Annotated in this window: 23 protein-coding genes and 1 pseudogene; 5 read left to right on the forward strand and 19 right to left on the reverse strand. The window is 56.0% G+C overall.

Translation table 11 applies throughout. From position 1 onward, the window contains the following. Positions 1–212: 212 nt before the first annotated feature. The 7 genes from groL to purD form a co-directional block, all read right to left on the reverse strand. Positions 213–1853 (reverse strand): chaperonin GroEL, encoded by a 1641-nt coding sequence (gene groL, locus VRZ32_RS10570; protein WP_414525692.1) that lies wholly within the window; start codon positions 1851–1853, stop codon positions 213–215. A 43-nt stretch (positions 1854–1896) separates the two neighbouring features. Next, positions 1897–2184, reverse strand: coding sequence for a co-chaperone GroES (groES, locus tag VRZ32_RS10575; protein WP_414525693.1), 288 nt, complete (start codon positions 2182–2184; stop codon positions 1897–1899). Between the two features lie 154 nt (positions 2185–2338). Next, a complete protein-coding gene (locus VRZ32_RS10580; protein ID WP_414525694.1) occupies positions 2339–2866 on the reverse strand; it encodes an META domain-containing protein in 528 nt (175 codons plus the stop codon). Between the two features lie 118 nt (positions 2867–2984). Further along, on the reverse strand, positions 2985–3971 hold the full coding sequence (gene hisG, locus VRZ32_RS10585; protein WP_414525695.1) for an ATP phosphoribosyltransferase: 987 nt from the start codon (positions 3969–3971) through the stop codon (positions 2985–2987). After that, positions 3968–5092 carry an ATP phosphoribosyltransferase regulatory subunit gene (locus VRZ32_RS10590; RefSeq protein WP_414525696.1) on the reverse strand — a complete coding sequence of 375 codons (1125 nt, stop codon included), beginning with the start codon at positions 5090–5092 and terminating at the stop codon, positions 3968–3970. The genes hisG and VRZ32_RS10590 overlap by 4 nt, the downstream gene beginning before the upstream one ends. Before the next feature lie 19 nt (positions 5093–5111). Beyond that, complete coding sequence (gene hisS, locus VRZ32_RS10595) at positions 5112–6623, reverse strand: histidine--tRNA ligase (RefSeq protein WP_414525697.1); 1512 nt, start codon at positions 6621–6623, stop codon at positions 5112–5114. A gap of 103 nt (positions 6624–6726) precedes the next feature. Then, positions 6727–8004 (reverse strand): phosphoribosylamine--glycine ligase, encoded by a 1278-nt coding sequence (gene purD, locus VRZ32_RS10600; RefSeq protein WP_414525698.1) that lies wholly within the window; start codon positions 8002–8004, stop codon positions 6727–6729. A 99-nt stretch (positions 8005–8103) separates the two neighbouring features. On the opposite strand from purD, the gene xseA reads away from it, so the two are divergent. After that, positions 8104–9726: an exodeoxyribonuclease VII large subunit gene (xseA, locus tag VRZ32_RS10605; protein ID WP_414525699.1), complete on the forward strand. Its 1623-nt coding sequence runs from the start codon at positions 8104–8106 to the stop codon at positions 9724–9726. A 188-nt stretch (positions 9727–9914) separates the two neighbouring features. Beyond that, positions 9915–10160 (forward strand): DUF2093 domain-containing protein, encoded by a 246-nt coding sequence (locus VRZ32_RS10610; protein ID WP_414525700.1) that lies wholly within the window; start codon positions 9915–9917, stop codon positions 10158–10160. Here VRZ32_RS10610 and lpxK read toward each other — a convergent pair. From lpxK to VRZ32_RS10635, 5 genes are all read right to left on the reverse strand, one after another. Continuing rightward, positions 10149–11186 carry a tetraacyldisaccharide 4'-kinase gene (gene lpxK, locus VRZ32_RS10615; protein WP_414525701.1) on the reverse strand — a complete coding sequence of 346 codons (1038 nt, stop codon included), beginning with the start codon at positions 11184–11186 and terminating at the stop codon, positions 10149–10151. The two genes, VRZ32_RS10610 and lpxK, sit on opposite strands and share 12 nt — an antisense overlap. Before the next feature lie 226 nt (positions 11187–11412). After that, positions 11413–12720, reverse strand: coding sequence for a 3-deoxy-D-manno-octulosonic acid transferase (locus VRZ32_RS10620; RefSeq protein WP_414525702.1), 1308 nt, complete (start codon positions 12718–12720; stop codon positions 11413–11415). Positions 12721–12759: 39 nt separating this feature from the next. Continuing rightward, the gene (locus tag VRZ32_RS10625; protein WP_414525703.1) at positions 12760–13491 is read right to left on the reverse strand and encodes a lysophospholipid acyltransferase family protein; all 732 of its coding nucleotides are present in this window, start codon (positions 13489–13491) and stop codon (positions 12760–12762) included. A 36-nt stretch (positions 13492–13527) separates the two neighbouring features. After that, positions 13528–13761: a DUF4170 domain-containing protein gene (locus VRZ32_RS10630; RefSeq protein WP_414525704.1), complete on the reverse strand. Its 234-nt coding sequence runs from the start codon at positions 13759–13761 to the stop codon at positions 13528–13530. Between the two features lie 146 nt (positions 13762–13907). Next, positions 13908–14726 (reverse strand): 3'(2'),5'-bisphosphate nucleotidase CysQ, encoded by an 819-nt coding sequence (locus tag VRZ32_RS10635; RefSeq protein ID WP_414525705.1) that lies wholly within the window; start codon positions 14724–14726, stop codon positions 13908–13910. 438 nt (positions 14727–15164) lie between these two features. Between VRZ32_RS10635 and VRZ32_RS10640 the strand changes: the two genes are divergently transcribed. Both VRZ32_RS10640 and VRZ32_RS10645 read left to right on the forward strand, forming a co-directional pair. After that, positions 15165–16547 carry a glutamate--cysteine ligase gene (locus VRZ32_RS10640; protein ID WP_414525706.1) on the forward strand — a complete coding sequence of 461 codons (1383 nt, stop codon included), beginning with the start codon at positions 15165–15167 and terminating at the stop codon, positions 16545–16547. Positions 16548–16663: 116 nt separating this feature from the next. Continuing rightward, complete coding sequence (locus VRZ32_RS10645; RefSeq protein WP_414525707.1) at positions 16664–16882, forward strand: hypothetical protein; 219 nt, start codon at positions 16664–16666, stop codon at positions 16880–16882. A gap of 52 nt (positions 16883–16934) precedes the next feature. Here the strand turns inward: VRZ32_RS10645 and radC are convergent, their stop codons facing one another. Both radC and map read right to left on the reverse strand, forming a co-directional pair. Next, positions 16935–17633: a RadC family protein gene (gene radC, locus VRZ32_RS10650; RefSeq protein ID WP_414525708.1), complete on the reverse strand. Its 699-nt coding sequence runs from the start codon at positions 17631–17633 to the stop codon at positions 16935–16937. A 112-nt stretch (positions 17634–17745) separates the two neighbouring features. Next, positions 17746–18573, reverse strand: a complete 828-nt coding sequence (gene map / locus VRZ32_RS10655) for a type I methionyl aminopeptidase (RefSeq protein ID WP_414525709.1) — start codon at positions 18571–18573, stop codon at positions 17746–17748. 251 nt (positions 18574–18824) lie between these two features. Between map and VRZ32_RS10660 the strand changes: the two genes are divergently transcribed. Further along, positions 18825–19688, forward strand: a complete 864-nt coding sequence (locus VRZ32_RS10660) for an FkbM family methyltransferase (RefSeq protein WP_414525710.1) — start codon at positions 18825–18827, stop codon at positions 19686–19688. 17 nt (positions 19689–19705) lie between these two features. Here the strand turns inward: VRZ32_RS10660 and sfsA are convergent, their stop codons facing one another. The 5 genes and pseudogenes from sfsA to VRZ32_RS10685 all read right to left on the reverse strand — a co-directional run bounded on the left by sfsA (position 19706) and on the right by VRZ32_RS10685 (position 25460). Beyond that, complete coding sequence (gene sfsA / locus VRZ32_RS10665) at positions 19706–20437, reverse strand: DNA/RNA nuclease SfsA (protein ID WP_414525711.1); 732 nt, start codon at positions 20435–20437, stop codon at positions 19706–19708. 827 nt (positions 20438–21264) lie between these two features. Continuing rightward, a pseudogene (locus VRZ32_RS10670) lies at positions 21265–22770 on the reverse strand (DEAD/DEAH box helicase); the annotation flags it as partial. Positions 22771–23000: 230 nt separating this feature from the next. After that, positions 23001–23804: an indole-3-glycerol phosphate synthase TrpC gene (trpC, locus tag VRZ32_RS10675; protein ID WP_414525712.1), complete on the reverse strand. Its 804-nt coding sequence runs from the start codon at positions 23802–23804 to the stop codon at positions 23001–23003. Further along, the gene (gene trpD, locus VRZ32_RS10680; protein ID WP_414525713.1) at positions 23801–24826 is read right to left on the reverse strand and encodes an anthranilate phosphoribosyltransferase; all 1026 of its coding nucleotides are present in this window, start codon (positions 24824–24826) and stop codon (positions 23801–23803) included. The genes trpC and trpD overlap by 4 nt, the downstream gene beginning before the upstream one ends. Positions 24827–24851: 25 nt before the next feature. Further along, positions 24852–25460, reverse strand: coding sequence for an anthranilate synthase component II (locus VRZ32_RS10685; RefSeq protein WP_414525714.1), 609 nt, complete (start codon positions 25458–25460; stop codon positions 24852–24854). Between the last annotated feature and the right edge of the window lie 508 nt (positions 25461–25968).

Consider the following 25968-nt stretch of genomic DNA (forward strand, 5'->3'; position numbering starts at 1 on the left):
AGGGGAAATGACGGGTGGCAAGTGCAAATATGTTAGTTCCGTTATGACCATGCAGGGTAGCTTGCGGCAAAAGTGCGCCGCAACTGCGTGCACTTCAAGGAATGATGCGTGATCCGCGGATAATTTTTCGTTTATATCTCAAGGCCAAAAGCATAAAAAAAGACCCCGGCAAAATGCCGGGGTCCAATATCATTGCTGTCAGGAAGGCTGGATCAGAAATCCATACCGCCCATGCCACCCATGCCGGCGCCAGCTGGCATTGCAGGCTTGTCCTTAGGCACTTCAGCGATGAGTGCTTCGGTGGTGACGATCAGGCCAGCAACAGATGCTGCATCCTGAAGAGCCGTACGCACAACCTTCGCAGGATCAACGATACCGGTCTCAACCATGTCGACGAACTGTTCCGTCTGAGCGTTGAAGCCGAACGTCTGCGAGTTGTTCTCGAGGATCTTGCCGACCACGATCGCGCCTTCGACACCAGCATTGGTAGCGATCTGACGGATAGGAGCCTCAAGCGCCTTCAGAACGATCTGGATACCAGCGGTGATATCAGCATTGTCGCTGGAGAGCTTCTCAACTGCAGCCTTCGCGCGCAGCAGAGCAACACCACCACCAGGCACGATACCTTCTTCAACAGCAGCGCGAGTCGCGTTCAGCGCGTCATCAACGCGATCCTTACGCTCCTTCACTTCAACTTCAGAAGAACCGCCAACGCGGATCACTGCAACGCCACCTGCGAGCTTGGCAAGACGCTCCTGCAGCTTCTCACGGTCGTAGTCCGAAGAAGTCTCTTCGATCTGACCCTTGAGCTGAGCAACGCGAGCATCGATGTCTTCGCGCGAACCTGCGCCGTCGATGATCGTGGTGTTTTCCTTCTCGATGCGTACGCGCTTTGCACGGCCGAGCTGTGCGAGCGTTACGTTTTCGAGCTTGATGCCGAGGTCTTCAGAGATCGTCTGACCAGCGGTGAGAATCGCGATGTCCTCAAGCATTGCCTTGCGGCGATCGCCGAAGCCAGGTGCCTTGACAGCAGCAACCTTCAGGCCGCCACGCAGCTTGTTGACGACGAGCGTTGCAAGAGCTTCGCCCTCAACGTCTTCAGCAACGATCAGCAATGGCTTGCCGGTCTGGACGATAGCTTCCAGAACTGGCAGCAGAGGCTGAAGCGACGACAGCTTCTTCTCGTGAATGAGAATGAAGGGGTCTTCGAATTCAACAACCATCTTTTCAGCGTTGGTGATGAAGTAAGGCGACAGGTAGCCGCGGTCGAACTGCATACCTTCAACAACGTCGAGCTCGGTCTCGAAGCTCTTTGCTTCTTCAACCGTGATAACGCCCTCGTTGCCGACCTTCTGCATTGCTTCAGCAATGAGCGAGCCGATTGAGGATTCGCCGTTCGCCGAGATCGTGCCGACCTGTGCGATTTCCTGCGAGGAGGCGACCTTCTTGGCGCGTGCCTTGATGTCGTTGATTGCAGCTTCAACAGCAACGTCGATACCGCGCTTCAGATCCTGTGGGTTCAGGCCGGCAGCAACTGCCTTGGAACCTTCACGAACGATGGACTGAGCGAGAACCGTTGCGGTCGTGGTACCGTCACCAGCAACGTCGTTGGTCTTGGAAGCGACTTCGCGCAGCAGCTGTGCGCCGAGGTTCTCAAAACGATCCTCAAGCTCGATTTCCTTGGCGACGCTGACGCCGTCCTTGGTGATGCGAGGTGCGCCGAACGACTTCTCGATAACAACGTTACGGCCCTTGGGACCAAGCGTTACCTTAACAGCGTTAGCAAGCGTGTCGACGCCACGCAGCATGCGCTCGCGTGCATCAGCGGAAAACTTTACTTCCTTGGCAGCCATGGCTTTAAAACTCCTGCCTAATAGAATGGGGAATTACGAAAGTTCAGCCGACGATCCCGAGGATGTCTGACTCTTTCATGATGAGGAGATCTTCGCCGCCGATCTTCACTTCGGTGCCGGACCACTTGCCGAACAGCACGCGATCGCCAGCCTTCACGTCGAGCGCAACAAGGCGGCCGTTCTCATCACGCGTACCGGGGCCAACAGCTACAACGGTAGCCTCTTGGGGCTTTTCCTTAGCGGTATCAGGGATGATGATGCCACCCTTGGTCTTTTCTTCGCTATCTGCGCGACGAACGACCACGCGGTCATGCAACGGACGGAATGTCATGAACCCGTTTCCTCTTTCAAGCACGCGCTCAAGGCGCGGTTATGATGAATCTTGAAGCCCTGTTAGCACTCACGCCAAGAGAGTGCTAACGGATGATCGACAGATAGTTGTCGCCCCTCAGGCTGTCAAGGGAAACGCCTCATGCTTTTTTAATTTAAAGTGAGCGGTCCGCACGGATTGTGCCATTGGCACCTTGTAAAATAAGGTTTCCTTTGACCACATCCCATTTCTGGCTCATACGCAATGCAAGCAGAAATGCACGTTCTGCCGCATCAATCTGCGGGCCGCAGCTTTTGCGCGTGACAGCAAACGGACTCACCGCAAAGCCCTGGTTGCGCAATGGATAAGCTGTTGCTGAAAACGTGTTGCAACCACCGAATCCGCGCAACTGGAACTGGCTGTCGAGGACGAAGAAAGGCCGGTTGTTATCTGCAGGATATGTCTTGCCATTGAGGCTTAAGACCACCCAGGAAGCACCAACCGGAAATTGCTTTTCGATCTGCTGCGGCACCTGGCCAGTGGCTGGCTTGCCTTCATTGCCACGCATCATGCCGGGGTCTGACCCTTGTGCGTGCGCACTGATTGAACCGGCCAGCAAGGCGGTGCTGACAGCGGCAGCCAGGGCAATAAAGCAAAAGCGGGCAGGCTGCGGTGAGACAGACTGTGAGTTAGCGGACTTCATGGGCTTCATCAATTCCGAAGGCTCCACGGTCATCAGACCGTCGTGACAAGAAAAACGCGCGGCAAACCATAACTGTCTCATGTAACTGAGGCAATCCTCAAGTCAGCCTATCCCGCATTCATGCAGTAACAGTTTCGCCAATACGGGCCGTCAAACGCTCAATCAGCGGATTTGTGCGCCTCAGCACCCAATCGACAGAGCGCACTGTGACAGGGTCAGCGCCGGCAGCGGCAAGCCGATCAGCCAGTGCGAAAACCTTGGAAACCGGGCAATGCAGAACCACCCGGCCTTGCGCATCAGGCAAGCCAAACGGTAGCGAGGCGCCAAAAGCTATTGTCAGATCATCAGGCAGGCGCACGCCTTTTGGCAATACAGCCGTGAGCTCGCGGGTGCTGCGGGCTTCTTCCTCAGCCGCGATGCGGGTGAGAATCGTGTGCGCCGCGCGCCGGGCTGCGCCTGACCATTCTGCTGAAACAGAGGCCACCAGATTCGCCTGCGAACGCAAAATCACGCCATCATCAATGATTTTGAGTGCATTGGCTGCAAGGGTTGCACCGGTCGTGGTGATATCGACGATGATCTCAGCCGTGCCCGCAGCGGGTGCGCCCTCTGTCGCGCCGAGGCTTTCCACAATGCGGTAATCACTGATGCCATGGACGGCGAAAAACCGGCGTGTGAGGTTGATGTACTTTGTTGCCACGCGTAGTCGCCGTGCATGACGCAAGCGGATATCGGCGGCGACATCATCAAGGTCCGCCATCGAACGCACGTCAATCCAGGCCTGCGGCGCGGCAACGACCACATCTGCCAGTCCGAAGCCGAGCGGTGCGATGAACTCGACAGCAGCATCGGCATCCGCCAATTGCTCACGTAGCAAATCCTCGCCGGTAATGCCGAAATGCGCTGCGCCTGTCGCCAGTTGGCCAACGATGTCGGAAGCAGACAGGAAGGCGACCTCCACATCCGGCAGGCCCTTGATAGCGCCGCGATAATCGCGCGCGCCGTTGGGACGCAGAAGGTCCAACCCCGCGCGGGCAAAGAAGGCAAAAGCGTTTTCCTGCAGGCGGCCTTTGGAGGGGACAGCGATGATCAGCGGCGCAGTCATGCGGGTTCTCCTGCATCCAGCCTATCGATCCAGAGCGCAAAGCCAACTGCGGGCACGGGCTCCGGCGCGCCAAGATGCGTCAGTAGACTATCATAGCGACCACCACCCAGAATCGGGCGCGTGTCGGGCTGGTCCCTGTCGTGGATTTCAAGGATGAAGCCGGTGTAGTAATCGAGATGACGGGCAAAGCCCGCCGCAAAGCTGATCGCGCCGACATCAAGCCCACGCGCGGCGATGAACCCAGTGCGTGCTTCAAAGGAATCAAGCGCTGCATCCAGATCGATACTTGCCTCGCTCGCGAGTTCGCGAATCGTGGAAGCTGCGAAATCAGGATCACCCTCTATTGTCAGATAGCGGGTGAGGATTGCGAACTGCTCGTCCGTCAGATCGCCGCCGTTACGGTCAGCAGCGCGGGCGAGGAAGCGTTCGGCGATTTCGCCAGCAGAGCGTCCACCCACACTGCTGATGCCTGCAATCGACAGGATATCTTCCACGAAGGCGCGGGCGGCGGTTGGATCTTGCCCCTCAAGGGCTGCAAGCAGGCCAGCGTGGTTTGTGCTGGTGCCGGCCGATCCATTTCCAGATGTTAACGGACGCCCTTCCGAAACCGAACGCAGAATGCGTCGACGCTGTACGGGCGAGATATCAAGCGCATCAAGCAGGGCATGCAGCAGCCCGATGTCGCCCATGCGGATAGATGGCGCTGCCACGCCAAGGCTCGTCAATGCCTCGAAGCCCAACGCAACGATTTCGGCATCTGCTGCTTCACGGTCGAGCCGCCCGAAAGATTCGATACCAGCCTGCGGAAACTCACCCGCTCGCCCCGCGCGTTGGCGGAATACCGGGCCGAGATAGCTGAGCGACGCAGATGCATCACTGTCGCGCTCAGCCAGATAATCGCGGCTGACGGGGATAGTGTAATCGGGGCGCAGGCACAGCTCGTTACCGTCTGAATCCTGTGTCAGGAACATGTGGCGGCGGATATCCTCCCCCGACAGATCCAGAAACGCATCAACCGGCTGCAGCACGCTTGGTTCGATCCGTCGATAGCCCTCACGCGCGAACAGCGCCAACAAAGTGCTGGCGCGTTCAGAGGCCTTTTTACCGGATGACTGTGTCATAAACCGCCTCGTTTAATATTCAGGCTTTTTGCTTGTCGAGAACGCCGCGTACCGCTTCAACCAGTTCAGATTCCGCAACCGAGAACTGAGCCAGACGTTGCGCCTTGTAGGCTGCATTGTCGAGGTTCTGTGTAGCATCGGCGGCTTGCGCTGCGCCTGCTACCAGATCCTTGATCTGCACGGTGCCTTCAGCGCGCTCATTTGAGCCCTGAATGACAACGCATGGGCTTTGGCGGCGATCGGCGTATTTCATCTGCGCCTTCATGCCAGATGACCCCAGATAAAGCTCAGCCCGGATGCCAGCTTGGCGCAGCCTGGTGACAAGCGCCTGATAATGGGCAATCTGGTCCCGATCCATCACCAGCACAACGACCGGTCCAGCCGCGTCCGCGCTTTGCATGATAGGGCTGTTGATCACCTTCAACGCTGCCAGCAACCGCGAAACACCGATGGAGAAACCAGTTGCGGGCACAGGCTCGCCACGGAACCGCGCGACGAGACCATCGTAACGCCCGCCGCCTGCCACAGAGCCGAAGCGCACCGGATGGCCGTGCTCGTCAGCGACGGTGAATGTCAGCTCGGCTTCATAGACCGGGCCAGTGTAATATTCGAGGCCGCGCACAACGGCGGGATCGATCATCACACGCCCATCGTCATAGCCAGCAGCGGTGACGAGCGCTGCGATTTCGCGCAATTCAGCAACACCCTCCAAGCCGCGGGCTGAGCCTTCAACGACCTTCTCAAGGTTGGTCAGCGTCGCTTCAGCGTTGTCGCCACGGGCTGAGGTGAATGCGAGCACGCGCGCGATCTGATGCGGATCAAGACCTGCACCCTTGGTGTAATCGCCGCTATCGTCCTTGCGACCTTCGCCCAGCAACAGGGTCACGCCCTCCGCACCGAGACGGTCGAGCTTGTCTATGGCGCGCAGCACGATCAGGCGCTTGGCAGCATGCGTATCCTCGCCCAGGCCGATGGCCTCCAGCACGCCATCCAGCACCTTGCGGTTATTGATTTTCACCGCATAATCACCGCGTGCGATGCCCACCCGCTCCAGCGTATCTGCGGCCATCATGCAGATTTCCGCATCGGCTGATACGGAAGCCGCGCCAACGGTGTCGGCATCGAACTGCATAAATTGGCGGAAACGCCCTGGTCCCGGCTTTTCATTGCGGAAAACCCAGCCCATACGATAGCTGCGGTAAGGCTTTGGCAGGGTATCATAATTCTCAGCCACATGGCGGGCGAGGGGTGCGGTCAGATCATAGCGCAGCGATAGCCACTGCTCATCGTCATCCTGAAACGAAAACACGCCTTCGTTAGGACGGTCCTGATCCGGCAGGAACTTGCCCAGTGCATCGGTGTATTCCACGAAGGGCGTTTCCACCGCATCAAAGCCATAAAGCTCATAGACCTCGCGGATACGGGCGAGCATGCGCTCGGTCGCGGCAATATCGACGGGGCCTCGGTCTGCAAAGCCACGTGGCTGGCGGGCGAGGAGCTTGTGTGATTTTTGGTTCTCTGACCCGGACATGGTAGGCAATACATTCCATTTATATTGAAACTGATAATCAGCGGTTTAAAGGACGCGAAGCGCCATGTCACGTCCGATCGTAAAATTGCGTTACCAAGTGGCCTTAGCCATTTTCACGCGCAATTGCTCGCCAGCCGATATCTGTGCGTGAAAAGCCTTCTGGCCAATCGATTTTATTCACTGCCTCATAAGCGTGTGCGCGGGCTTTCCGAATGGTGGGCGCAATCGCGGTAACTGTCAGCACACGTCCGCCATTGGCCACAATCTCACCATCTACTTCGCGCGTGCCAGCGTGGAACACGGTTACGCCCTCGATGGCATTCGCTGCATCAATATTGCGGATGCGGCTGCCCTTTTCGACATTTCCCGGATAGCCTCGTGCGGCCATGACGACTGTCAGCGCTGCATCGTCGCGCCACACGGGCTGTTGCGTTGCCAATCGTCCCTCGACAGTTGCCATCAGCAATTCAACGACATCGCTTTCTAGGCGCGGCATCAGCACCTGGCATTCAGGGTCGCCGAAACGTGCATTATATTCGATGAGCTTTGGGCCATCTTTGCCGATCATCAGGCCTGCATACAATACCCCCTGATAAGGCGTGCCGCGTGCCTTGAGGCCTGCCACCGTCGGATTGATGATCTCACGCATAACGCGATCTGCGATCTCAGGCGTGACAACGGGCGCGGGTGAATAGGCGCCCATGCCGCCGGTGTTAGGGCCCGTGTCGCCATCGAAGACGCGTTTGTGATCTTGCGCTGAGGCGAGCGCAATTGCGGTTTCGCCGTCGCTAAGTGCAAAGAAGCTTGCTTCCTCGCCGGTGAGAAAGTCCTCGATCACAACAGCAGCGCCCGCTGCGCCAAACTGGCCAGAGAAGATCATTCGAATGGCGTTTTCAGCTTCTGCAATGGTTTCCGCCACCACGACGCCCTTACCGGCAGCCAAGCCATCGGCTTTGACAACAATTGGTGCACCGCGCGCGCGTATATAATGCAATGCGGGTTCAGCTTCAGTGAAGCGGGCATAGGCGGCTGTGGGGATATTGAATTCATCGCACAACGCCTTGGTAAAGCTCTTGGAGCCCTCAAGTTGCGCCGGGGCCTTGCGTGGCCCAAAGGCTGGGATGCCCGCTTCCGACAAGTCATCAACAATGCCCGCCACCAGCGGCGCCTCAGGCCCGACAACGACAAGGTCGATTGCGTTCTCGTGGCAGAAGGCGATGACGGCCGGATGGTCGGTAACATCAAGGCTGATATTGCTGCCGATCTCAGCAGTGCCGGGATTGCCGGGCGCAATGAACAGCTTTTTCGTATGCCGGCTTTTAGCGATAGACCACGCCAGCGCATGCTCACGCCCGCCAGAACCCAGCAGCAGAATATTCATTCCGATCTCCTCGCATCAATGCAGCAGGCATTTAACATGACATGCTACGCGACGCTATATCGGATGACGTCGCGTGCCTATTCAATTAAGGTGCGCACCATGAGTCGCAAACCTGTTTCAACCGATATCGCATCAACGCAATCTCCGGCTACCAACACGCCGGAATGGAGCGTCACCACACTTGCTGGGGCCTTGAAGCGCACGCTTGAGGATGCGTTTGGCCACGTTCGTTTGCGCGGTGAAATCACCGGTTATCGCGGGCCACATTCATCGGGGCATGCCTATTTCGGCATCAAGGATGAAGGTGCGCGCATTGATGCCGTGATCTGGAAGGGCGTTTTCCAAAAGCTCAAGATCCGCCCCGAAGAGGGCATGGAAGTAATCGCTATCGGGCGTATCACCACTTTCCCCGGTTCCTCCAAGTATCAGATCGTGGTTGAGAGCATTGAGCCAGCTGGTGTTGGTGCGTTGATGGCGATTCTCGAAGAGCGGCGCAAGAAGCTCGCTGCCGAGGGGCTGTTCGATGAAACGAAGAAGCGTCCGCTGCCGTTTCTGCCGGAAGTGATTGGCGTTGTTACCTCGCCGACAGGTGCGGTTATTCGCGATATTCTGCATCGTCTTGCAGATCGTTTTCCGCGCCGCGTGCTGGTGTGGCCCGTGCGGGTGCAGGGTGAGACAAGTGCGGCTGAGGTTGCGGCGGCTGTACGTGGCTTCAATGCATTGCCAATCAATGGCGATGTGCCTCGTCCCGATGTGTTGATCGTGGCGCGTGGTGGTGGATCGTTGGAAGATCTATGGTCGTTCAACGAGGAAATCGTTGTGCGTGCCGTTGCCGAGAGTGCTATTCCAGTGGTTGCCGCCATCGGCCATGAAACCGATTGGACGCTGATCGATCTTGCCGCAGACATGCGCGCGCCCACACCAACTGCGGCGGCTGAAAAGGTTGTGCCGGTGCAGCTGGATCTACTGGCGACGACTGCCGATCTTGCCCGTCGCCATCGCGGTGCGATGCATCGACTGCATGATAGGCGGGTAAGCGATCTTAAAGGGTTGGCGCGTGCCTTGCCTTCTGCCGAGAGCCTATTGGCTACGCCGCGTCAACGCCTGGACCTGGCTGGAAGTCGGTTGCTGCATGGCTTAGGGGCGGGTGTTCGCCGTAATGAAGCACGCCTCTCGATGGCTAGCCAGAAGTTGGCAAGGCTTTCACCGCTGGTGCTGCTTGAGCGTGCAAGAGCGCGCTGGACAATTGCTGCACGGGGATTAACGCGTGGTTACGCGCATGGGCTTGAGCGCCGTGAGGCTATTCTGGCGCGTGCTGCCTCGCGGTTGACGGTGCAGCCAATACGATTGCGGATTAATGATCGCAGTGAGCGGGTGAAAACTGCGGGCATAAGGCTAGTAAACGCTTTTGAAGCAAGGGCTTCAACAGATCGTGCGCGTCTGGATAATCTGTGGAAGCTTGTGGAAGGGTTGAGCCACAAAGGCGTTCTCGCACGTGGTTACGCCATTATACTTGATGAGGCTGGCCAGCCAATCCGCACCCGCGCGGGCGTATCAGAAGGCATGGCGATTGATGTTGTATTTGCGGATGGCGCCGTGCGTGCAATTGCGGATGGCGATGCCGCGCCTGCAAGCGGGCCGCGGCCAGCCAAGAAGCGCAAGGCCCCATCTGAGGCAACACCTGCTCTTACGCAGCCCAATTTGTTCGACGTGGGATCGTAATCGCAACCGCCCATATTATTGACAGCATGCAATATAATTGACGTGTAAAGCATTTTTACGATTCATTGAATCGCTCAAGATGCTCAACTTTATTGATTGGCCGCGTTCTGGTATCGAAAAAGCGGTATCCACTTTTGCTGAAAACGCTATAATGGCGCAACTTTGAAATCGATTTGGAAGACAGCATCATGAACCGACACGATCAACGCTTTTCAGGCGGCGGAGAAGCGACCATCCAGTACCTTGATGGCGATTTCCGCGTTGTGCGACCTGGTACTTTTGTGCGCTGTGCTGTTAGCGGAGCGCCCATCACGCTTGATGCCCTGCGCTATTGGAATGTCGATCTGCAAGAGGCTTATGCTTCCCCGCAGCTCGTTCGTCAGCGTCTTGTACAGCTTGGGATCGTTCCTGCTTCGAATGCCTCACCCAGCTGAATGACCCTCAATGGCTTTCTTGAGATAATCACGAATGCCATCTTCGTCATCAAATACCAGTTGCACAGGCACTATAGCCAGGGATGCCCGCAGTTGTGGCGCGGCTGAGATGGTGAGGAGGCGCACAGCGTCTTTTTCGGTTGTTACCGGTAGCAGATCATGTTGCTGCGCTTCGTGTTCAAGGGCAGCAATCTGGCCGGAGGAAAAAGGCGCATGATCCGGGAATGCTTTGCGAGAGACGACTTCAGCGCCTATTCTTTCCAGCATGGTGAAAAACTTTTCTGGCTTACCAATTCCTGCAAATGCTAGAACACGCCTCCCCCGGATAGCGCGTGCGGCATGAGTATCAGGCTCTATGCGTGCCGTAAAAATACGTTTTCCTAATGCTTTTGCGGTTTGAGCGACCTGTTCGCCTGGTACTCCTCCACCAATAATAATGAGTGCATCGACATATGGTAGCTGGCTCGCAAAAGGTGCTCGTAGTGGTCCAGCTGGAATACACAGGCCATTGCCGTTACCATTTTTTCCATCGACCACTGCAAAAGTGAGTGTCTTGCGGATAGATGGATTTTGAAGTCCATCATCCATGATGATGACATCTGGATTTGGCCCATCATCACTGAGCAATTCGTGAAGGCCGTCTAGTCGATTGCGTGCGACCATAACTGGCGCATGACGCGATAAGAGGAGAGGTTCGTCGCCCACATCGAGATGCGTGTAGTCGACTTCCGTTTGTTCATCCTGTGCCAGCAGCACCGGACCGGCCATCCTGCCCCCATATCCCCGCGTCAGAAATGCTGGTGAGCGGCCAAGCGTGCGTAGGTGCTCAGCGACGGCGATGGCGGTTGGTGTTTTGCCAGCTCCTCCAGCGATGAAATTGCCAATGCAAATGACAGGCTCTGCCGATGTGGCACCTATTTTTGCCATTCGCCTGACAGTGATGTTGCCATAGACCTTTCCCAGCGGTTGCAATAAGCGGGCCGCTAAAGAGGGCTCAGTGGACCACCAGAAATCAGGAGAATGCATCGCAGTTTTCTTTCCAGACAGGAAGGCGTGCAGCGAATGACGATTGTTAATCAATAATCGCTGATATAGTAGAGCGGTTCCATTTCCAAGGTATGGATATCTTTGTTTTTATATTTGCGGCCGTTCTCAATTATTGATCTCTCCAAGTGCAACTGCCTGGCTGGGCACTACATGAAGATTGCTTGATTGGTGAATGGGCCGTTGCAACCGTATACTGAACAATACTCTATCGTGTATTGAGATGCATATGCAGAATATAAGGATCAATTGCCTGCATCGTTGCTTCTACTGCTCCGCCTAATTCAGTGACCGTTTGTGCCGCAAGCCGGGCCATAGCGCGGGCGTGGGCGGGATGCGCCAATAAAGCGTGCACTGCGCCTGCAAGTGTGCCGACATCCTCAACCGGGCATGCACCTGACATACCTGAAGCATCTACCCTGTCGAGCGCTTCATAAACAGCCGCAAAATTGCGTATGTGTGGGCCATGAATGACGACGGTGCCTAATTTTGCCGGCTCAATCGGATTTTGCCCGCCATGCGGCACCAGCGAGCCACCAATGAAGGCAACCGGGCTCAATCGATAGAACAGGCCGAGTTCGCCAATCGTATCAGCGATATGCACCGAGTTATGTCGATCAGGAAGTGCGCCCTGTGAGCGCAGGCCAACAGTAAGTCCCTGACGGGCAGCCAAAGCCGCAATATCCGGTCCACGCTCAGGATGCCGCGGTATGATAATAGTCAGCATATTGGGGCGTTCACGTGCCAGTAGCTGGTGGGCCCGTAAAACAAGCTCATCCTCCCCGGGATGCGTACTTGCAGCCACCCACACGGGCCGCTCTCCAATGAGCGCCGATAACGTTGCTACCGTTGCCGGATTGGCCGGAGGGGCGGGCACGTCATACTTGATATTGCCGGCTACGATAACCCGTGGCGCGCCCAACCGTTCCAATCTCTCGCCATCGGCGGCTGATTGTGCAAGGCAAAGATCGAAGTGCTGTAAAGTGGAGCTCGCAGTTGCAGGCAGGCGACGCCAGCGCTGAAATGAACGTTCCGACATGCGTGCATTGAGAAGCAATACTGGCACACCGCGCTCTTTAATCTCAATCAACGCATTGGGCCAGATTTCCGATTCCACGATAAGCACAAGATCCGGCCGCCAATGATCAAGAAACCGACGCATGAAATGAGGCACATCCAGCGGCATGAACTGATGCAAAGAGTTTGCCGGAAGGCGCGCAGCCAGTAGCCGTGCGGAAGTAACCGTGCCTGATGTTACCAGAACAGTGAAGCCCTGGCGTGTGAGGCGTTCTACGATGGGTAGAAGCGAGATTGTTTCGCCGACACTGGCGCCATGCAGCCAGGCCAGCGGGCCGTATGGACGCTCACGGCTTGGAATGCCGCGCCTTTCAGCGCTGCGCTTACGGTCTTCCTTGCCCTTGCGTGCACGCCAAGCCAACAGCCCGCCCAGAAAAGGAGAGAGTGCTGTGGTGGCAAGCCGATAAAGCTGCAGGGGCCATGTAATCTCTTCAGCCATACGTGATTACTTTTATCAATATGAAAATCTGGCGCTTGGTCATGGTTCGAGCTGGCTGAGTTGAGGTGCGCCGGGATCAGTGGCGCCGATCATGGCATACGCCTGAGCGTGCACGGCGTCCAGTGATTGTTGAACAGCTATGCGAATTGTTTCAAGTCCAGCTTCATCCGTGTCTGAAGGCACGAATATCGGCTCACCCGTGACCATCGCGATCCGCCCAAAAGGCAGTCCGATGGAGGCATGATCCCAACTGTGAAAGTCGATTCTGCGGCTTGAGACAACCGCTACAGGCACAATGGGCCTGCCAGAAAGACGCGCAAGAAGCACGATACCAGGGCCGCATTGACGCGAAACTTTTGGAATATCAGCAGTAAGGACGACCATCTCCCCGCTTTTAAGGGCTTTAAGGAGATCGCGCAGCGCAGCTACACCGCCTTTTTCATGCATGCGGGCGCGATCACGCGCGCCTGAGCCACGGATTGCACGGATACCGAGGCGCTGCAGGGCGAGAGCATTGAATTCACCATCACCATGACGTGATACGAGTGCGGCTGCGGGGTCTTGCGGGCGGCGGGCGAAGGGCACCATAAAATGTTGCCCATGCCACATCGCCACAATCACGGGCATCACCATGCCCGCTTTTTCATAGAGATCAGGTGGGTTGGTGACGACGCTGCTGGTAGCCCGCACCAGACGCAGATATCCGGCGAGCATAGCACCAAGTGTTGCCTGCACCGCGCGGGAGCGGGCAATCCGTTTTAGCAGCGCCATTGTTTGCGGGCCTTTATGGGAGCAGTCAGAGGGCGATTATGCCGTTGCTTCAGGATCAAGCAGGCGGTGCAGATGCACAACGAAGTAACGCATGTGGGCGTTATCGACATTCGCTTGCGACTTTGCTTTCCACGCTGTTTGTGCGGTAGCGTAGTTGGGATAAATCCCGACGATGTCGAGCTTGCTCAGATCGCGAAACTCGCTGCCATCAAGATCGGTCAGCTCGCCGCCGAAGACAAGGTGAAGCAGCTGTTTAGAGTTGTCGGTCATGGTGTCTATCTCGCCTTGCAATCAGAGATCCAGAATTTTTTATTGCGTAAGTCGTTGCCGCTTGTTTGCAGCATTTTCGTGACCATGCCAGCTTCATCCACTGTTGCAGACAATGCAGGCTGTGGGATGAGGTTTGTAAGCGATGGTTACGGCGCTGCCTCATGTTCGGTGAGCACAGTTTGCAACTGAGGCGCTAACACATTGTTAGCGCTGATCAGGCAGCCGTGGACAGGGGTGCGCGTATTATAGCGCAGAGGCGTCCCGCTAACGGTGCTGAGGTTGCCGCCCGCTTCCCGCACAATGAGATCTGCAGCGGCAATATCCCAATCGTGAGCATTGCCCGTTGCCAGTCCGGCATCGAGCGTTGCATCAGCAACCCGCACTATCCGAAGCGCCAAAGAGGGTTCGCGGGGCATGGGGATGATTGCGTGGCCTTGATGTCTGAGCGCTTTCAGCATTCCGTTGGGGCCGGCAACGCGTGCGCCTTCAAGGGATGATTGATGTGAAACTGTAATAGGTTGACCGTTGCGCCGTGCGGCGGTGCCAAGCGTGGCCTCATAGTGCATCGCCAACGCGGGCGCCCAGATGATACCCGCAATCGGTGCCCCCTCATATACCAGTGCCACGCTGATGGCCCAGTCGCGACCACCCTCAGAAAAGGCGCGCGTGCCGTCAATGGGGTCGACGATCCATGTCAGCGATTGGTTAAGACGAGAGAGGTCGTCCACAGATTCTTCAGAGAGCCATCCAGCCTCTGGAATGAGGGACGTCAGCCTGTCGCGCAGGAATTTATCAACGGCGATATCCGCTTCTGTCACGGGTGAATGGTCGCCTTTGAAGTGAACAGCAGCATGCGTGCGCGCACCATCTTTGAAGAAGGAAAGAGCAATGTGACCCGCTTCCTCCACCAGAGCCCGGATGGGGGCGAGATCGTGATCAGTCAATGTAACAGATGCGCGAGGCATGGTGTTCTCAAGAGCAGCTTGCGCCTTCGACTAGGGTGCTGATAGGCATGCAAGTCATTATTATTTCTATACATTCCCGTATGATGCGTTTAGTTTAATCATTGAGAAAAACGCAAATTCCTCAAGGTGAAGTCCACCTATTTGTACGCTAGCCTGTCATGATACGACAAGTGTGACGTGCAACAATCCAGCGACGAGATGATAATGCCAAATTGGGCGGCAAAGTGTGCGTGTTTTTTTATGCACGTAAAAAGTTTACGATAATTGCCATTTCCATAATCATTGCAATTTAGTGTCTGCGCATTTCTCAGGTGCGATCTTGGCCTGCATGCCACGCATGGGTTGCTTATTGCGCGTTGCAGTGGTTCCGATTATGCAAGATCACCCCTTTGTCCTGGTAGCACATCAATGCTGCCGCGTTAGACAGGATGTTGCCGCATGGTCCACGATACTTCCGATCCCACCCCGATCGAGACGCATCACGAACTCGTGGACTATCTCGTGCAAGGGTGCCGGCCGAAAGAGGCTTGGCGGCTGGGGACGGAGCACGAGAAAATTCCCTTCTACCGCAATGGTCATACACCAGTTCCATACGCGGGCGACAATGGCATTCATGCCCTGCTCGACGGTTTGGCCGCGCGCAATGGCTGGCAACCGATTATTGAAGATGGCCTGCCGATCGGTCTCATAGAGCCTAAAAATGGCTCTGCCGGCGGCGGCGCCATATCATTGGAGCCAGGTGGGCAATTCGAGTTATCGGGCGCGCCAGTGCGTACCCTGCATGATACACGCGATGAACTGCTGCGGCATCTGGCAGATGTGAAAGCTGTCGCCGATCCATTGGGTATATCATTTCTGACACTTGGCATGAGCCCTCTCTGGACGCGCGCGCAGACCCCCGTGATGCCGAAGGGCCGCTATCGCATCATGGCCAATTATATGCCCAAGGTCGGTTCGCTCGGCCTCGACATGATGTTCCGCACCTCGACGGTGCAGGTGAATCTGGATTTCTCCAGCGAGGCGGACATGGTGCAGAAGCTGCGCGTTAGCCTCGCGCTCCAACCTGTTGCGACCGCGCTTTTCGCTAATTCGCCGTTTACTGAGGGGCGTCCCAACGGGTTTTTGTCAGCGCGCTCAAATATCTGGCGTGATACTGACGGCGATCGCACTGGCATGCTGGCCTTTGCTTTCGAAGATGGTATGGGTTTTGAGCGCTATGCCGATTGGGTGCTTGATGTGCCGACATATTTCGTCAAGCGTGGTGATACCTATCATGACGTTGCTGGGCTATCTTTCCGCGATCTGATGGCTGGTAAAATGCCGGGGCTTGAAGGTGAGCGCGCGAGCCTTTCGGATTGGATCAACCACCTCTCGACGGTGTTTCCCGAAGTCCGGCTCAAGCAGTTTCTGGAAATGCGCGGTGCTGATGTTGGTCCCGTGCCAATGCTGCTTGCCCAGTCTGCTTTATGGGTTGGCTTGCTTTACGATCAAACGGCCCTCGATGGCGCATGGGATCTGGTGCGCGACTGGACCGAGGCGGAGCGCCAGGCTTTGCGCGATGCAGTGCCGAGTGAAGGGCTTGCAGCTAAAATCCGGGGGCGTAATGTACGCGAATTGGCACGCGAGGTGCTTGCTCTGGCGCGCGCTGGCCTTAAGGCGCGTGCATTCCAGAACGCTGCAGGCGAGGACGAGAGCGGCTATCTCGACCCGCTGGATCTCATCGTGGAGCGCGGCCGTAATCAGGCTGATGATCTGCTGGCGCTCTGGCATGGGCCATGGCAGCAATCGGTGGAGCCCGCTTTTGAGGAATGCATCTTTTAAGGCTTAAGTGCGGGCCTTCGTAACGGGTTGTTCACCCTGCAAAGCGAAAGCCCGGCGCTGTTAACCTTCTGCTGCGACAGAATGGGCAAGGATGGCGGTGAGGAGAACTTGCCCCCATGCTGACATCCACCAAGACCATGACGCCGCCTGCCCGCTCAAGCGCTCCATTTTTTGATTCTGTACTACGCCCCAAGCGTCGCAAAACGTTTAGCATCCTGCGCCCTGACCAGACCTCTAACGCCGCTTTCTACGCTGCGATTGCCTTGGTTGTGCTTGTCGGGATTGCAATCAACACGGTGCTCATCGTGCGCACCCTCATCAGCATCTTTGGCTAAGAGGCACTGATCGTCGCATCATGGTGGCCTGCAAATGGCTGTGATGGCGTTTTTACATCACACCAAGCCCGCGCAGGCTGGCGTGGCCTTTGCGGCCTACGATGACGTGGTCATGCACTTCTATGCCTAGTGGGCTGGCAATGTCCATGATTTCACGTGTCATGCGGATGTCGGCGGAAGAGGGGGCTGGATCACCGGATGGGTGGTTGTGGACCAGGATAATCGCACTGGATGATAGCTCCAGTGCGCGCTTGATCACCTCTCGCGGATAAACCGGTGTGTGATCAACCGTGCCGCTCTGTTGCACTTCATCGGCAATCAGATGGTTGCGCTTATCCAGAAACAGCACGCGGAAATTTTCTTTTTCCGCAAAGGCCATGGTTGTGCGGCAGTAATCCAGCACGGCCGTCCACGAATCAAGCACTGAACGTCCAGCAATGGCGCCGCGCGTCAGGCGAGCAGCGGCGGCTTCAATCAGTTTGATGTCGGTGACGATGCTTGTACCAATGCCATCCGTTTCCAGCAACCGCCGCTCAGGTGCGGCAAGCACTTCGGCAAAGCTGCCGAAACGGCGTAGTAGATCCTTCGCGATTGGTTTGACATCGCGTCGCGGAATTGAGCGAAACAGAATCAGCTCAAGCAATTCGTAATCGGCAAGCGCATCGCTACCGGCCTCGCGAAAACGCTGACGTAAGCGATCGCGGTGGCCATGGAAATGCGGTATATCAGCCGGAGTGTCCCGGTCGGTCATGAGTGCTGCGGTCAGTTCAGGGTTGATCTGTTCCTAAACTTCTATCACATTGAATGCAGAAATTGCATGTAGATGTCGTGTGCCGACAGTGCGAGCTATGCGTTAATCGGCATTAGAGCCCTGTGGAAAATGGTGGATGATCCAGTCTGCCCGGTGAAAGGGTGAACACCTCGCAGCCTGTTTCCGTAACGCCAAGGGCGTGTTCAAACTGTGCCGTGAGCGATCGATCGCGGGTAACTGCCGTCCAGCCATCCGACAAAACCTTTACATGGGGGCGGCCAAGATTAATCATTGGTTCAATGGTAAAAATCATGCCTGCTTGCAGTTTTGTACCTTCACCGCGATTCCCGTAATGCAGCACGCTTGGTGCCTCATGGAAGGAGCGACCTACGCCGTGGCCACAGAAATCCCGCACCACTGAGCAGCGCTGAGCCTCGGCGAATTCCTGAATCGCTGCGCCAATATCACCCAGTGTCGCGCCTGGCTTAACGACTGCGATTGCGCGCATCAGCGATTCATAGGTCACTTGCACAAGGCGTTCTGCTTTGCGCGAGACTTCGCCAACAAAGTACATGCGGTTTGAATCGCCGTGCCAGCCATCAACAATGAAAGTGACATCGACATTGACGATATCACCTTCCTTCAGCGGCTTATCATTCGGTATGCCGTGGCATACGACATGGTTGATTGATGTGCAGGAGGAATGGCGGAAGCCACGATACATCAAACATGCAGGAAGGTAGCCGCGTGCCTCGCCATAATGAAAAACGAGTGCATCAATTTCGGCAGTCGTCACACCGGGTTTGATGAAATCAGTTAGCAAATCAAGGCACTCAGCCGCTGCCTGTCCTGCTTTGCGCATGCCTGCGAAAGCGTCCGGTCCGTAAATTATGATGTCGTTTGACCGGCGGGTAGTGGTAGGAGCCTCGAACTCGTTCATGACAAGCTAAATCCAACGTCTTGTGTGACAATCTTGCTAATTTAAGCTACATGACGCAGCTTGCAAGTTATTAGAGCATTTTTTGATAAATCAGATGCACTGGAGTTGCTCTATTTTTATATGTTCATGAAATTCATTCAAAATCGATGCATCATTTCTGAAATCTCAATCTGGTGATGCAAGGCACCAATGCGTGCTGATAATGCGTGTGGGACTGGCATATAAATCGCGCGCAGTGTAATGATCCTCTGATGGTGACAGACGTGATTGCACAAGCCATGCCCTTCGAAGCGGCACCCTTCGGCGCTTACGCGCCTTCGCGCTTCGTACGTACGGCCCTTTCCTTGACAGGCGCACTGCCCGATACCTGGGCAGGGCGTCGGTGTGCGTTTTTTCTGCGTAATCTCGTGCTGAGAAACCTGAACAACGCTCCCGTCGATATCGAGGCGTTGGGCGCCAAAATGCGTATCAAGCCGTATAATAATATCTCGGAAAAAAAGGTGCTGTTTACGCCGCAGTTCTTCGATGCTGAAGAGCTTGCTATTCTGCGCAGCTTCATCACCGATGATTTTGTATTTCTTGATGTAGGGGCCAATGCTGGCTTTTACGCATTGCACGCTGCGGCACACGCTGGTAAGCGGGCAAGGATTCTGGCGATTGAGCCGCAGCCGGAAATTTTCGAACGGCTGGTCTGGAACATCGGTATCAACCGCTTCGGTAGCATCAAGGCGATTGCTTGTGCGCTTGCTGATCGCGCGGGAGAGGTAACGCTTTTCCTCGATCCGACCAATATTGGCCAGGCTAGCATCAAGATTGTCGGTTCCGCCAACGCGCCAACCTTGCGGGTGCCGGCCAAGACGATGCTGGATATCATCCGTGATGAGCGTTTCGACCATGTCGATGCGATCAAGCTGGATGTGCAGGGGGCGGAAGATCTCATTCTGGAGCCATTTCTGGCATCCGCACCAATATCGCTGTTACCAAAAGTGCTGATTCTCGAAAACAGTGAAAGCCGCTGGCAGGCTGATCTGCATGCTCTTTTGCAGGCAAATCATTATCGGGAAATTGCCCGTACACGGCTTAATGTGGTTTATAAAAAAACCACTACGGATTAGGGGCACCCTTTACCATTTCAGCCATCAATTGGTACGGGGTGGCTGATGACTACATGAGCGGGCGTTTCTGGCGCGACATGACAAGCCATGGCCAGGCATTCAACGCCACGCACACGAGCGCGCGCAAAGGCTTTTGCATAGGCAGGATCGAGATCGGCAGCCAGGCAAAATCGGCGTGCCGGCATTTGGATGACGAACAGCATTACCGCGCGATTGCCCGCTTCAACCATATCGCCGAGCTCTTCTAGATGGCGCGCGCCGCGTGCCGTAACACAATCGGGAAATTCTGCTAGGCCCTCTTGCCGCATGAGGTGGACGTTCTTGACCTCGACATAGCAGGGCCGGCGGCCATCTGCTTCGAGCAGGATGTCAACGCGGCTGGCCGTTCCATAACGTGCATCACCATAGCGCACCTCACGCTTTAGTGTGCTGTAGCCTGATAGTTCGGGAATCTGACCAGCACGAATGGCGTCAGCAGCGAGTGTGTTGGGGTGTGAGGTATTGATGCCAACGCAATGCGTGACACCATCAAAATCTGCCTCCACCATCTCCCACGATAATGGCAACTTACGTTTTGTGTTATTTGATCGGGATAACCAAACGCGGTTGCCGGGCGCTGTGAGGCCCAGCATTGCCCCTGGATTGGCGCAGTGAACAGTTGTCACCTCGTTGCCAATCTCAACATCGGCCAGAAAGCGTTTATAGCGACGCAGTAGCCGCCCCTCAATTAAGGGATGATCAAACTGCATCGCTCAAACTCTGCCAGGTCTCCACTGTAACCATCAACCGATCAGGCTTCAGTGTGCAGGGCATCTGCCGACGGCGAATCCACGGCTGCAACATCAGCTGTTGCCTTCTTGCGTGGTTTACGGGCCGCAGGCTTTTTGACTGCAGAATCGTCTGTTACTGCATCAGCGGTAACGGCCTTCTTCCGTGGGCTTGCCTTTTTAACTGGCTTTTCTTCGCCCTCGGTTCCAGCAACAGCTGTTTTGCGAGCGCGAGTAGGCTTTTTAGCGGGCGCGGCCACTTCAGCATCAGCAGTTGTGGTTTCTGCCGCTGCCTTCTTGGCAGGTGCCTTGCGCCGTGCACGGACTGGCTTTTCCGCATCCGGAGCGGCTTCAACAGCTGGAGCTGTCTCTGCCTCAACCGATGCTTTCTTGGTCGTGCGGCGTGCAGGCTTTTTGGCCTTTGGTTCCGCAACTTCCATAGAAACGGCAACAGGTGTTTCTACCGCTGCAACCTGTACCGTGGCTGGCTGTTCTGCGGTTACTTCATGCTGCTCAGGCAAAGTTTGTTCAGGCTGTAGCTGATCAGCCGTTCTGATCTCGATCGTGCGGCTTTTATTACGAGATCGCCTGCGGCGACCAGACTTGCGGGTTTCATTGCTGTCCCGTGATTCTGGATCTCGCGTTTCCGTTGCACGCTTTTCGGCGTCCTGTGGTTGAACATCGCGCGCGCTGGCACCTTGCACTTCAATGTGCTCGATGTCCTCGTCGTCGATGTCCTCAATGATTTCCAGCTCGTTTTCATCGGCAACGAAATCATTGTCCGAGGTAAGCGCGCTGAGCTTCACCTTTTGCAGCAGGAATGCAGGGATGTGATCGCCAAAGCCGACGACCGGCAGGTCATCGTCATCACGGCGATAGCGTGATGGCACATGCCGTTCACCCACCCGCACCGGTTGAAACGCTTCCCGCTGCTGGCGGGGATGGTGATGATGCATGCGCGGCTGCTCAGTTGCATGAGGATGCGGCGCATATTGCGGCGTGTGTACGGGGCGGGGCGCTTCACGTGTTATCGGTTGCATCGGCGCAACTTCACCGTGTGGTGTATGGCGCACATGATGGGCGCCACGACGCTCACGTGTTTCACCGCCTTGATGGCGTGACGGCCCACGTCCGCGTTCACGGCGTGCAGCAGGTTGATCAAGGTCTGGACGCTCTGCTTTTAGCTCGTCAAGCGTCTTGCCTGCCCATTCAATCGGCTTGCCGGTGAGGGCTTCAATAGCGGCAAGTGTCTTGGCATCCTGGCTTGTAACGATCGAAGCGGCATAACCTGAACGGCCTGCGCGGCCTGTGCGACCAATGCGGTGCACGTAATCTTCAGCGTGGAAGGGCACGTCGAAATTATAAACGTGGCTCACTTCCGGAATGTCGAGACCACGTGCGGCCACGTCACTTGCTACCAGCAGCGAAGCGCCGCCATTACGGAACTTGTCCAGCGCCTGCATGCGCGATGTCTGGTCCATGTCACCATGAAGTGCAACAACGCTGAAGCCGTGCTTTTCCAGTGAGCGATGAAGAATCGCCACATCCCGTTTGCGATTGCAGAAGATGATCGCGTTCTGCAAATCCTGGGCGCTGCGGATGAGGCCGCGCAATATTTCGCGCTTCTCGTATGATTCCGTGCTCGACGCCACGAGACGTTGCGTAATCGTGCTGGCGGTTGATGATGGACGCGCCACCTCAATCTTCACCGGATTATGGAGAAAGGTCTCTGTCAAACGCTGAATTTCAGGCGGCATCGTGGCCGAGAAAAACAGTGTCTGGCGGGTGAATGGCACCATTTTGCAGATGCGTTCGATATCGGGAATGAAACCCATGTCGAGCATGCGGTCAGCTTCATCGATGACCAGAACTTCAATGCCTGTCAGCAGCAGCTTGCCACGCTCGAAATGGTCGAGCAGACGGCCTGGCGTCGCGATAAGTACGTCAGCACCACGGGTGATCTTGGCATCCTGCTCAGCAAAGGAAACGCCACCAATCAGCAGCGCAACGGACAGCTTGTGGCTGGCGCCAAGTTTGACAAAACTTTCCTCTACCTGCGCAGCAAGCTCACGCGTTGGCTCAAGAATGAGCGTGCGTGGCATGCGCGCGCGGGCGCGGCCCGTTTCCAGCAGATTCAGCATGGGCAGCGTGAACGCTGCGGTCTTGCCGGTGCCTGTCTGGGCAATGCCCAACACGTCCCGCCGCGCCAGCGCGTGGGGAATGGCTTGCGCCTGGATAGGGGTGGGGGAGGTGTAACCGGCAGCGGTAACCGCTTCCAACACCTTTTCGCTCAAACCGAGATCAGAAAACGACATCGCATTCCGTTAAAGATGCGCCTGGAAACGGAACCGCATGTTCCGAATGATGGCGCGGGGCACTTTTGCCCGTCCCTGGATGGGGAACACCCCGCATCCTTGCTGCGGAACATAGAAGTTTACAAATTATTGTCAATGAACACGCAGACATGCCTGACGTGTCATGTTGCTTCTGGAGCGATTTTCTTTGCTGCTGATGAATTTCGATCACGCTTTTGTGTGCATTATCTCTATGCGGCAGTATCTCCAAACAGCAATTTCCGGGTCGCTGCTGCTACATCGGTCTGCCGCATGAGGCTTTCGCCCACCAAAAACGTGTTGATACGTGAAGCCTGCAGACGCATGACATCGTCATGGGTGAAGATGCCGCTTTCGCCAACGATTATGCGATCATCCGGGATGCGCGGCGCAAGTTCTTCGCTGACGGCCAACGAGGTTTCAAAGGTGCGCAGGTTGCGGTTGTTGATGCCGACAAGCTTGAGGCCCAGTGCAAGCGCGCGCTCCAGCTCCTGCCCATCATGCACCTCAACCAGCGAATCCATACCCAGGGCTTGCGCTGTATCGGCAAGCAAGCGTGCGGTTGCATCATCAACACTGGCCAGAATAATCAGGATGCAATCGGCACCCCATGCGCGTGCTTCGAAAACCTGATAGGGATCGTACAGAAAATCCTTGCGCAAGACGGGCAATCCCGATGCCTCGCGTGCAGCAATCAGATAGGCTGGATCCCCTTGAAAGGAAGGGCCATCAGTCAGTACAGAAAGGCACGTCGCACCACCTTCTGCGTATGCGCGCGCAAGTGCTGGCGGGTCGAAATCCCCGCGGATGAGGCCTTTTGAAGGGCTCGCCTTTTTAATTTCTGCAATGAGTGCGGGGCGGTTTTCGCCCAGGTGGCGCGCGATAGCTGCCGCAAATCCGCGTGGTGCAGGCGCATCAGCAGCGCGTTGTTCAATCTCGGCCTGCGGCACAGCCGCTTTTGCAGCTATGATCTCGGCGCGCTTGTAGACTTCGATCTTTGCGAGAATGTCACTCATGCGGCGCTTCCGCTATTAGAGACACTGATGAGCTTCTCCAGCGTCGCACGCGCCTTGCCCGAATCAATCGCAGCTTCAGCCATGCGGGCGCCTTCGTTGACGTTCGCTGCCTTGTCCGCAACAACCAGCGCTGCGGCCGCGTTGAGAACAGCGATGTCGCGATAAGGTGTCTTCTCCCCTGCAAGCACATCCTGCAATGCGCGGGCATTGTGTGCGGGATCGCCGCCACGCAAATCTTCAGTGCGTGCGGATTTCAGGCCGGCCTCTTCAGCCGTAATGGTGAAACGACGCAGCTTGCCATTTTCGAGTGCGACCACATCAGAAGGCGCGGCCGTGGAAAGTTCATCAAGCCCATCAAGTCCATGCACGAGCCACACGCGTTCAGAGCCAAGCGCATTCAGCACTTCCGCCAGCGGTTCAAGCAGTGATGAGGAATACACGCCCAGCACCTGCCGCCTGGCCCCGGCGGGGTTGGACAGTGGGCCAATGATGTTGAACAGCGTGCGCGTACCCAGCTCAACCCGCACCGGGGCAACATGGCGCATCGATGCATGATGATTGGGCGCAAACATGAAGCCAACGCCAGTCTCTTTGATGGCCTGTGCGATGTTTGCCGGGTCATTGCTCAGCGATACGCCAAGCGCTGCAAGTACATCAGCCGCGCCTGATTTGGATGATGCCGCGCGATTGCCGTGCTTCGCGACCGGTGCGCCTGCCGCTGCAGTGATGATTGAGGCCAATGTCGAAACATTGTAGCTGCCGGAATTGTCCCCGCCAGTGCCAACGATATCGATAGCGTCAGCCGGCGCTTTAACCCGCAGCATGCGTGAACGTAGGGCTTCAACGGCGCCGGTAATTTCATCGATGCTTTCGCCGCGTACGCGCAGCGCCATCAGAAAACCACCACCCTGCGCTGGCGTTACCTCGCCCGAAAGCAGCATGTCGAAAGCCGCGCGTGCCTCCTCCCGGCTGAGCGATGCGCCCGTTGCGACCTTGGCGATGAAAGGCTTGAAAGCATCCATATGAGCAGTTCCTGCAGGTGGAGATTCAGGCGGATTGCGGTGTGCGGCGAGAGGTGTTCCAATTCGCTGCAAGGTCGAGAAAATTGCGAATAATCGTTGTGCCATGCTCCGAGAGAATGCTCTCAGGATGAAACTGCACGCCATGCACGGGCAGGGTTTTGTGCGACAGCGCCATGATTAACCCATCTGCCTCTGCTGTAATAGAAAGACTCTCTGGCACACTGGTGCGATCGATGATCAGTGAGTGATAACGTGTGGCCGCAAAGGTGCCGTTGATACCACGAAACAGGCCTTTCCCCGTATGCGTCACATCAGAAATTTTGCCATGCATAGGGCGTGGCGCGCGCACAACAGTGCCCCCAAAGGTCTGGCCCATCGCCTGCATACCAAGACATACGCCGAACTGCGGAATTTCGCTCCCAAGTTCGGCGATGACATCAAGGCAAATGCCCGCTTCATTTGGCGTGCAAGGACCAGGCGATAGCACGATCGCGTCCGGCTGCAGGGCGCGTAGGGCATCAATAGTAATGGCATCATTGCGGTAAACCGTAACATCCGCTCCGGTTGCGCCAATGAGGTGCACCAGATTCCAGGTAAAGGAATCATAGTTATCGATGAGGGCGATACGCGCCATAGCGACACTTCCTGCTGCAGAGCTTTTGCCGGTTCCGTAAAGCTGGAATAATTCTGTTAAACCCGCAAGCGCCCCGGGGCAAGCATTCTGAGGCATTTCTTCGTGGCGGTCTCGTCTTTATGCTGCGTCTTGTGATGGATATTAAGCCTTTTAAATGAGGGTAAACGGTTTGTAATTTTCCTTTATCTATTTGTTTATGCAGATTTTTCTTTTAAAGTACTGTATGAATTATTCTATAATCGTCTGAAGGTTGCGGGGTGGCAAACCATCGGGCGCTCGCATCATTGAAGAAATGGTGTAAGTTGCAGTGCAAAAGTGATTTGTCGGGGTGCTCGCTAGAGCGCCGCTCGATTAACCTGACGCAGCCGCGACGCTCTATCTATTAGTTTGTGCATCAAATTTATCCAAAAAACGGTGCCCATTTTTTGGTTTGATGCAATAAAATCACACAGCTTGCCAAAGCCGCATTTCATTCTATGCGCGTGGTCTTGTCAGCAAGGGAGTTATT

The sequence above is a fragment of the Pseudochelatococcus sp. G4_1912 genome (assembly GCF_047501465.1).
Lineage (GTDB): Bacteria > Pseudomonadota > Alphaproteobacteria > Rhizobiales > Beijerinckiaceae > Pseudochelatococcus.

Coding starts and splice junctions, on each gene's coding strand:
- groL (WP_414525692.1), bottom strand. CDS start 1,853: ATGGCTGCCAAGGAAGTAAAGTTTTCCGCTGATGCACGCGAGCGCATG.
- groES (WP_414525693.1), bottom strand. CDS start 2,184: ATGACATTCCGTCCGTTGCATGACCGCGTGGTCGTTCGTCGCGCAGAT.
- VRZ32_RS10580 (WP_414525694.1), bottom strand. CDS start 2,866: ATGAAGTCCGCTAACTCACAGTCTGTCTCACCGCAGCCTGCCCGCTTT.
- hisG (WP_414525695.1), bottom strand. CDS start 3,971: ATGACTGCGCCGCTGATCATCGCTGTCCCCTCCAAAGGCCGCCTGCAG.
- VRZ32_RS10590 (WP_414525696.1), bottom strand. CDS start 5,092: ATGACACAGTCATCCGGTAAAAAGGCCTCTGAACGCGCCAGCACTTTG.
- hisS (WP_414525697.1), bottom strand. CDS start 6,623: ATGTCCGGGTCAGAGAACCAAAAATCACACAAGCTCCTCGCCCGCCAG.
- purD (WP_414525698.1), bottom strand. CDS start 8,004: ATGAATATTCTGCTGCTGGGTTCTGGCGGGCGTGAGCATGCGCTGGCG.
- xseA (WP_414525699.1), top strand. CDS start 8,104: ATGAGTCGCAAACCTGTTTCAACCGATATCGCATCAACGCAATCTCCG.
- VRZ32_RS10610 (WP_414525700.1), top strand. CDS start 9,915: ATGAACCGACACGATCAACGCTTTTCAGGCGGCGGAGAAGCGACCATC.
- lpxK (WP_414525701.1), bottom strand. CDS start 11,186: ATGCATTCTCCTGATTTCTGGTGGTCCACTGAGCCCTCTTTAGCGGCC.
- VRZ32_RS10620 (WP_414525702.1), bottom strand. CDS start 12,720: ATGGCTGAAGAGATTACATGGCCCCTGCAGCTTTATCGGCTTGCCACC.
- VRZ32_RS10625 (WP_414525703.1), bottom strand. CDS start 13,491: ATGGCGCTGCTAAAACGGATTGCCCGCTCCCGCGCGGTGCAGGCAACA.
- VRZ32_RS10630 (WP_414525704.1), bottom strand. CDS start 13,761: ATGACCGACAACTCTAAACAGCTGCTTCACCTTGTCTTCGGCGGCGAG.
- VRZ32_RS10635 (WP_414525705.1), bottom strand. CDS start 14,726: ATGCCTCGCGCATCTGTTACATTGACTGATCACGATCTCGCCCCCATC.
- VRZ32_RS10640 (WP_414525706.1), top strand. CDS start 15,165: ATGGTCCACGATACTTCCGATCCCACCCCGATCGAGACGCATCACGAA.
- VRZ32_RS10645 (WP_414525707.1), top strand. CDS start 16,664: ATGCTGACATCCACCAAGACCATGACGCCGCCTGCCCGCTCAAGCGCT.
- radC (WP_414525708.1), bottom strand. CDS start 17,633: ATGACCGACCGGGACACTCCGGCTGATATACCGCATTTCCATGGCCAC.
- map (WP_414525709.1), bottom strand. CDS start 18,573: ATGAACGAGTTCGAGGCTCCTACCACTACCCGCCGGTCAAACGACATC.
- VRZ32_RS10660 (WP_414525710.1), top strand. CDS start 18,825: ATGGTGACAGACGTGATTGCACAAGCCATGCCCTTCGAAGCGGCACCC.
- sfsA (WP_414525711.1), bottom strand. CDS start 20,437: ATGCAGTTTGATCATCCCTTAATTGAGGGGCGGCTACTGCGTCGCTAT.
- trpC (WP_414525712.1), bottom strand. CDS start 23,804: ATGAGTGACATTCTCGCAAAGATCGAAGTCTACAAGCGCGCCGAGATC.
- trpD (WP_414525713.1), bottom strand. CDS start 24,826: ATGGATGCTTTCAAGCCTTTCATCGCCAAGGTCGCAACGGGCGCATCG.
- VRZ32_RS10685 (WP_414525714.1), bottom strand. CDS start 25,460: ATGGCGCGTATCGCCCTCATCGATAACTATGATTCCTTTACCTGGAAT.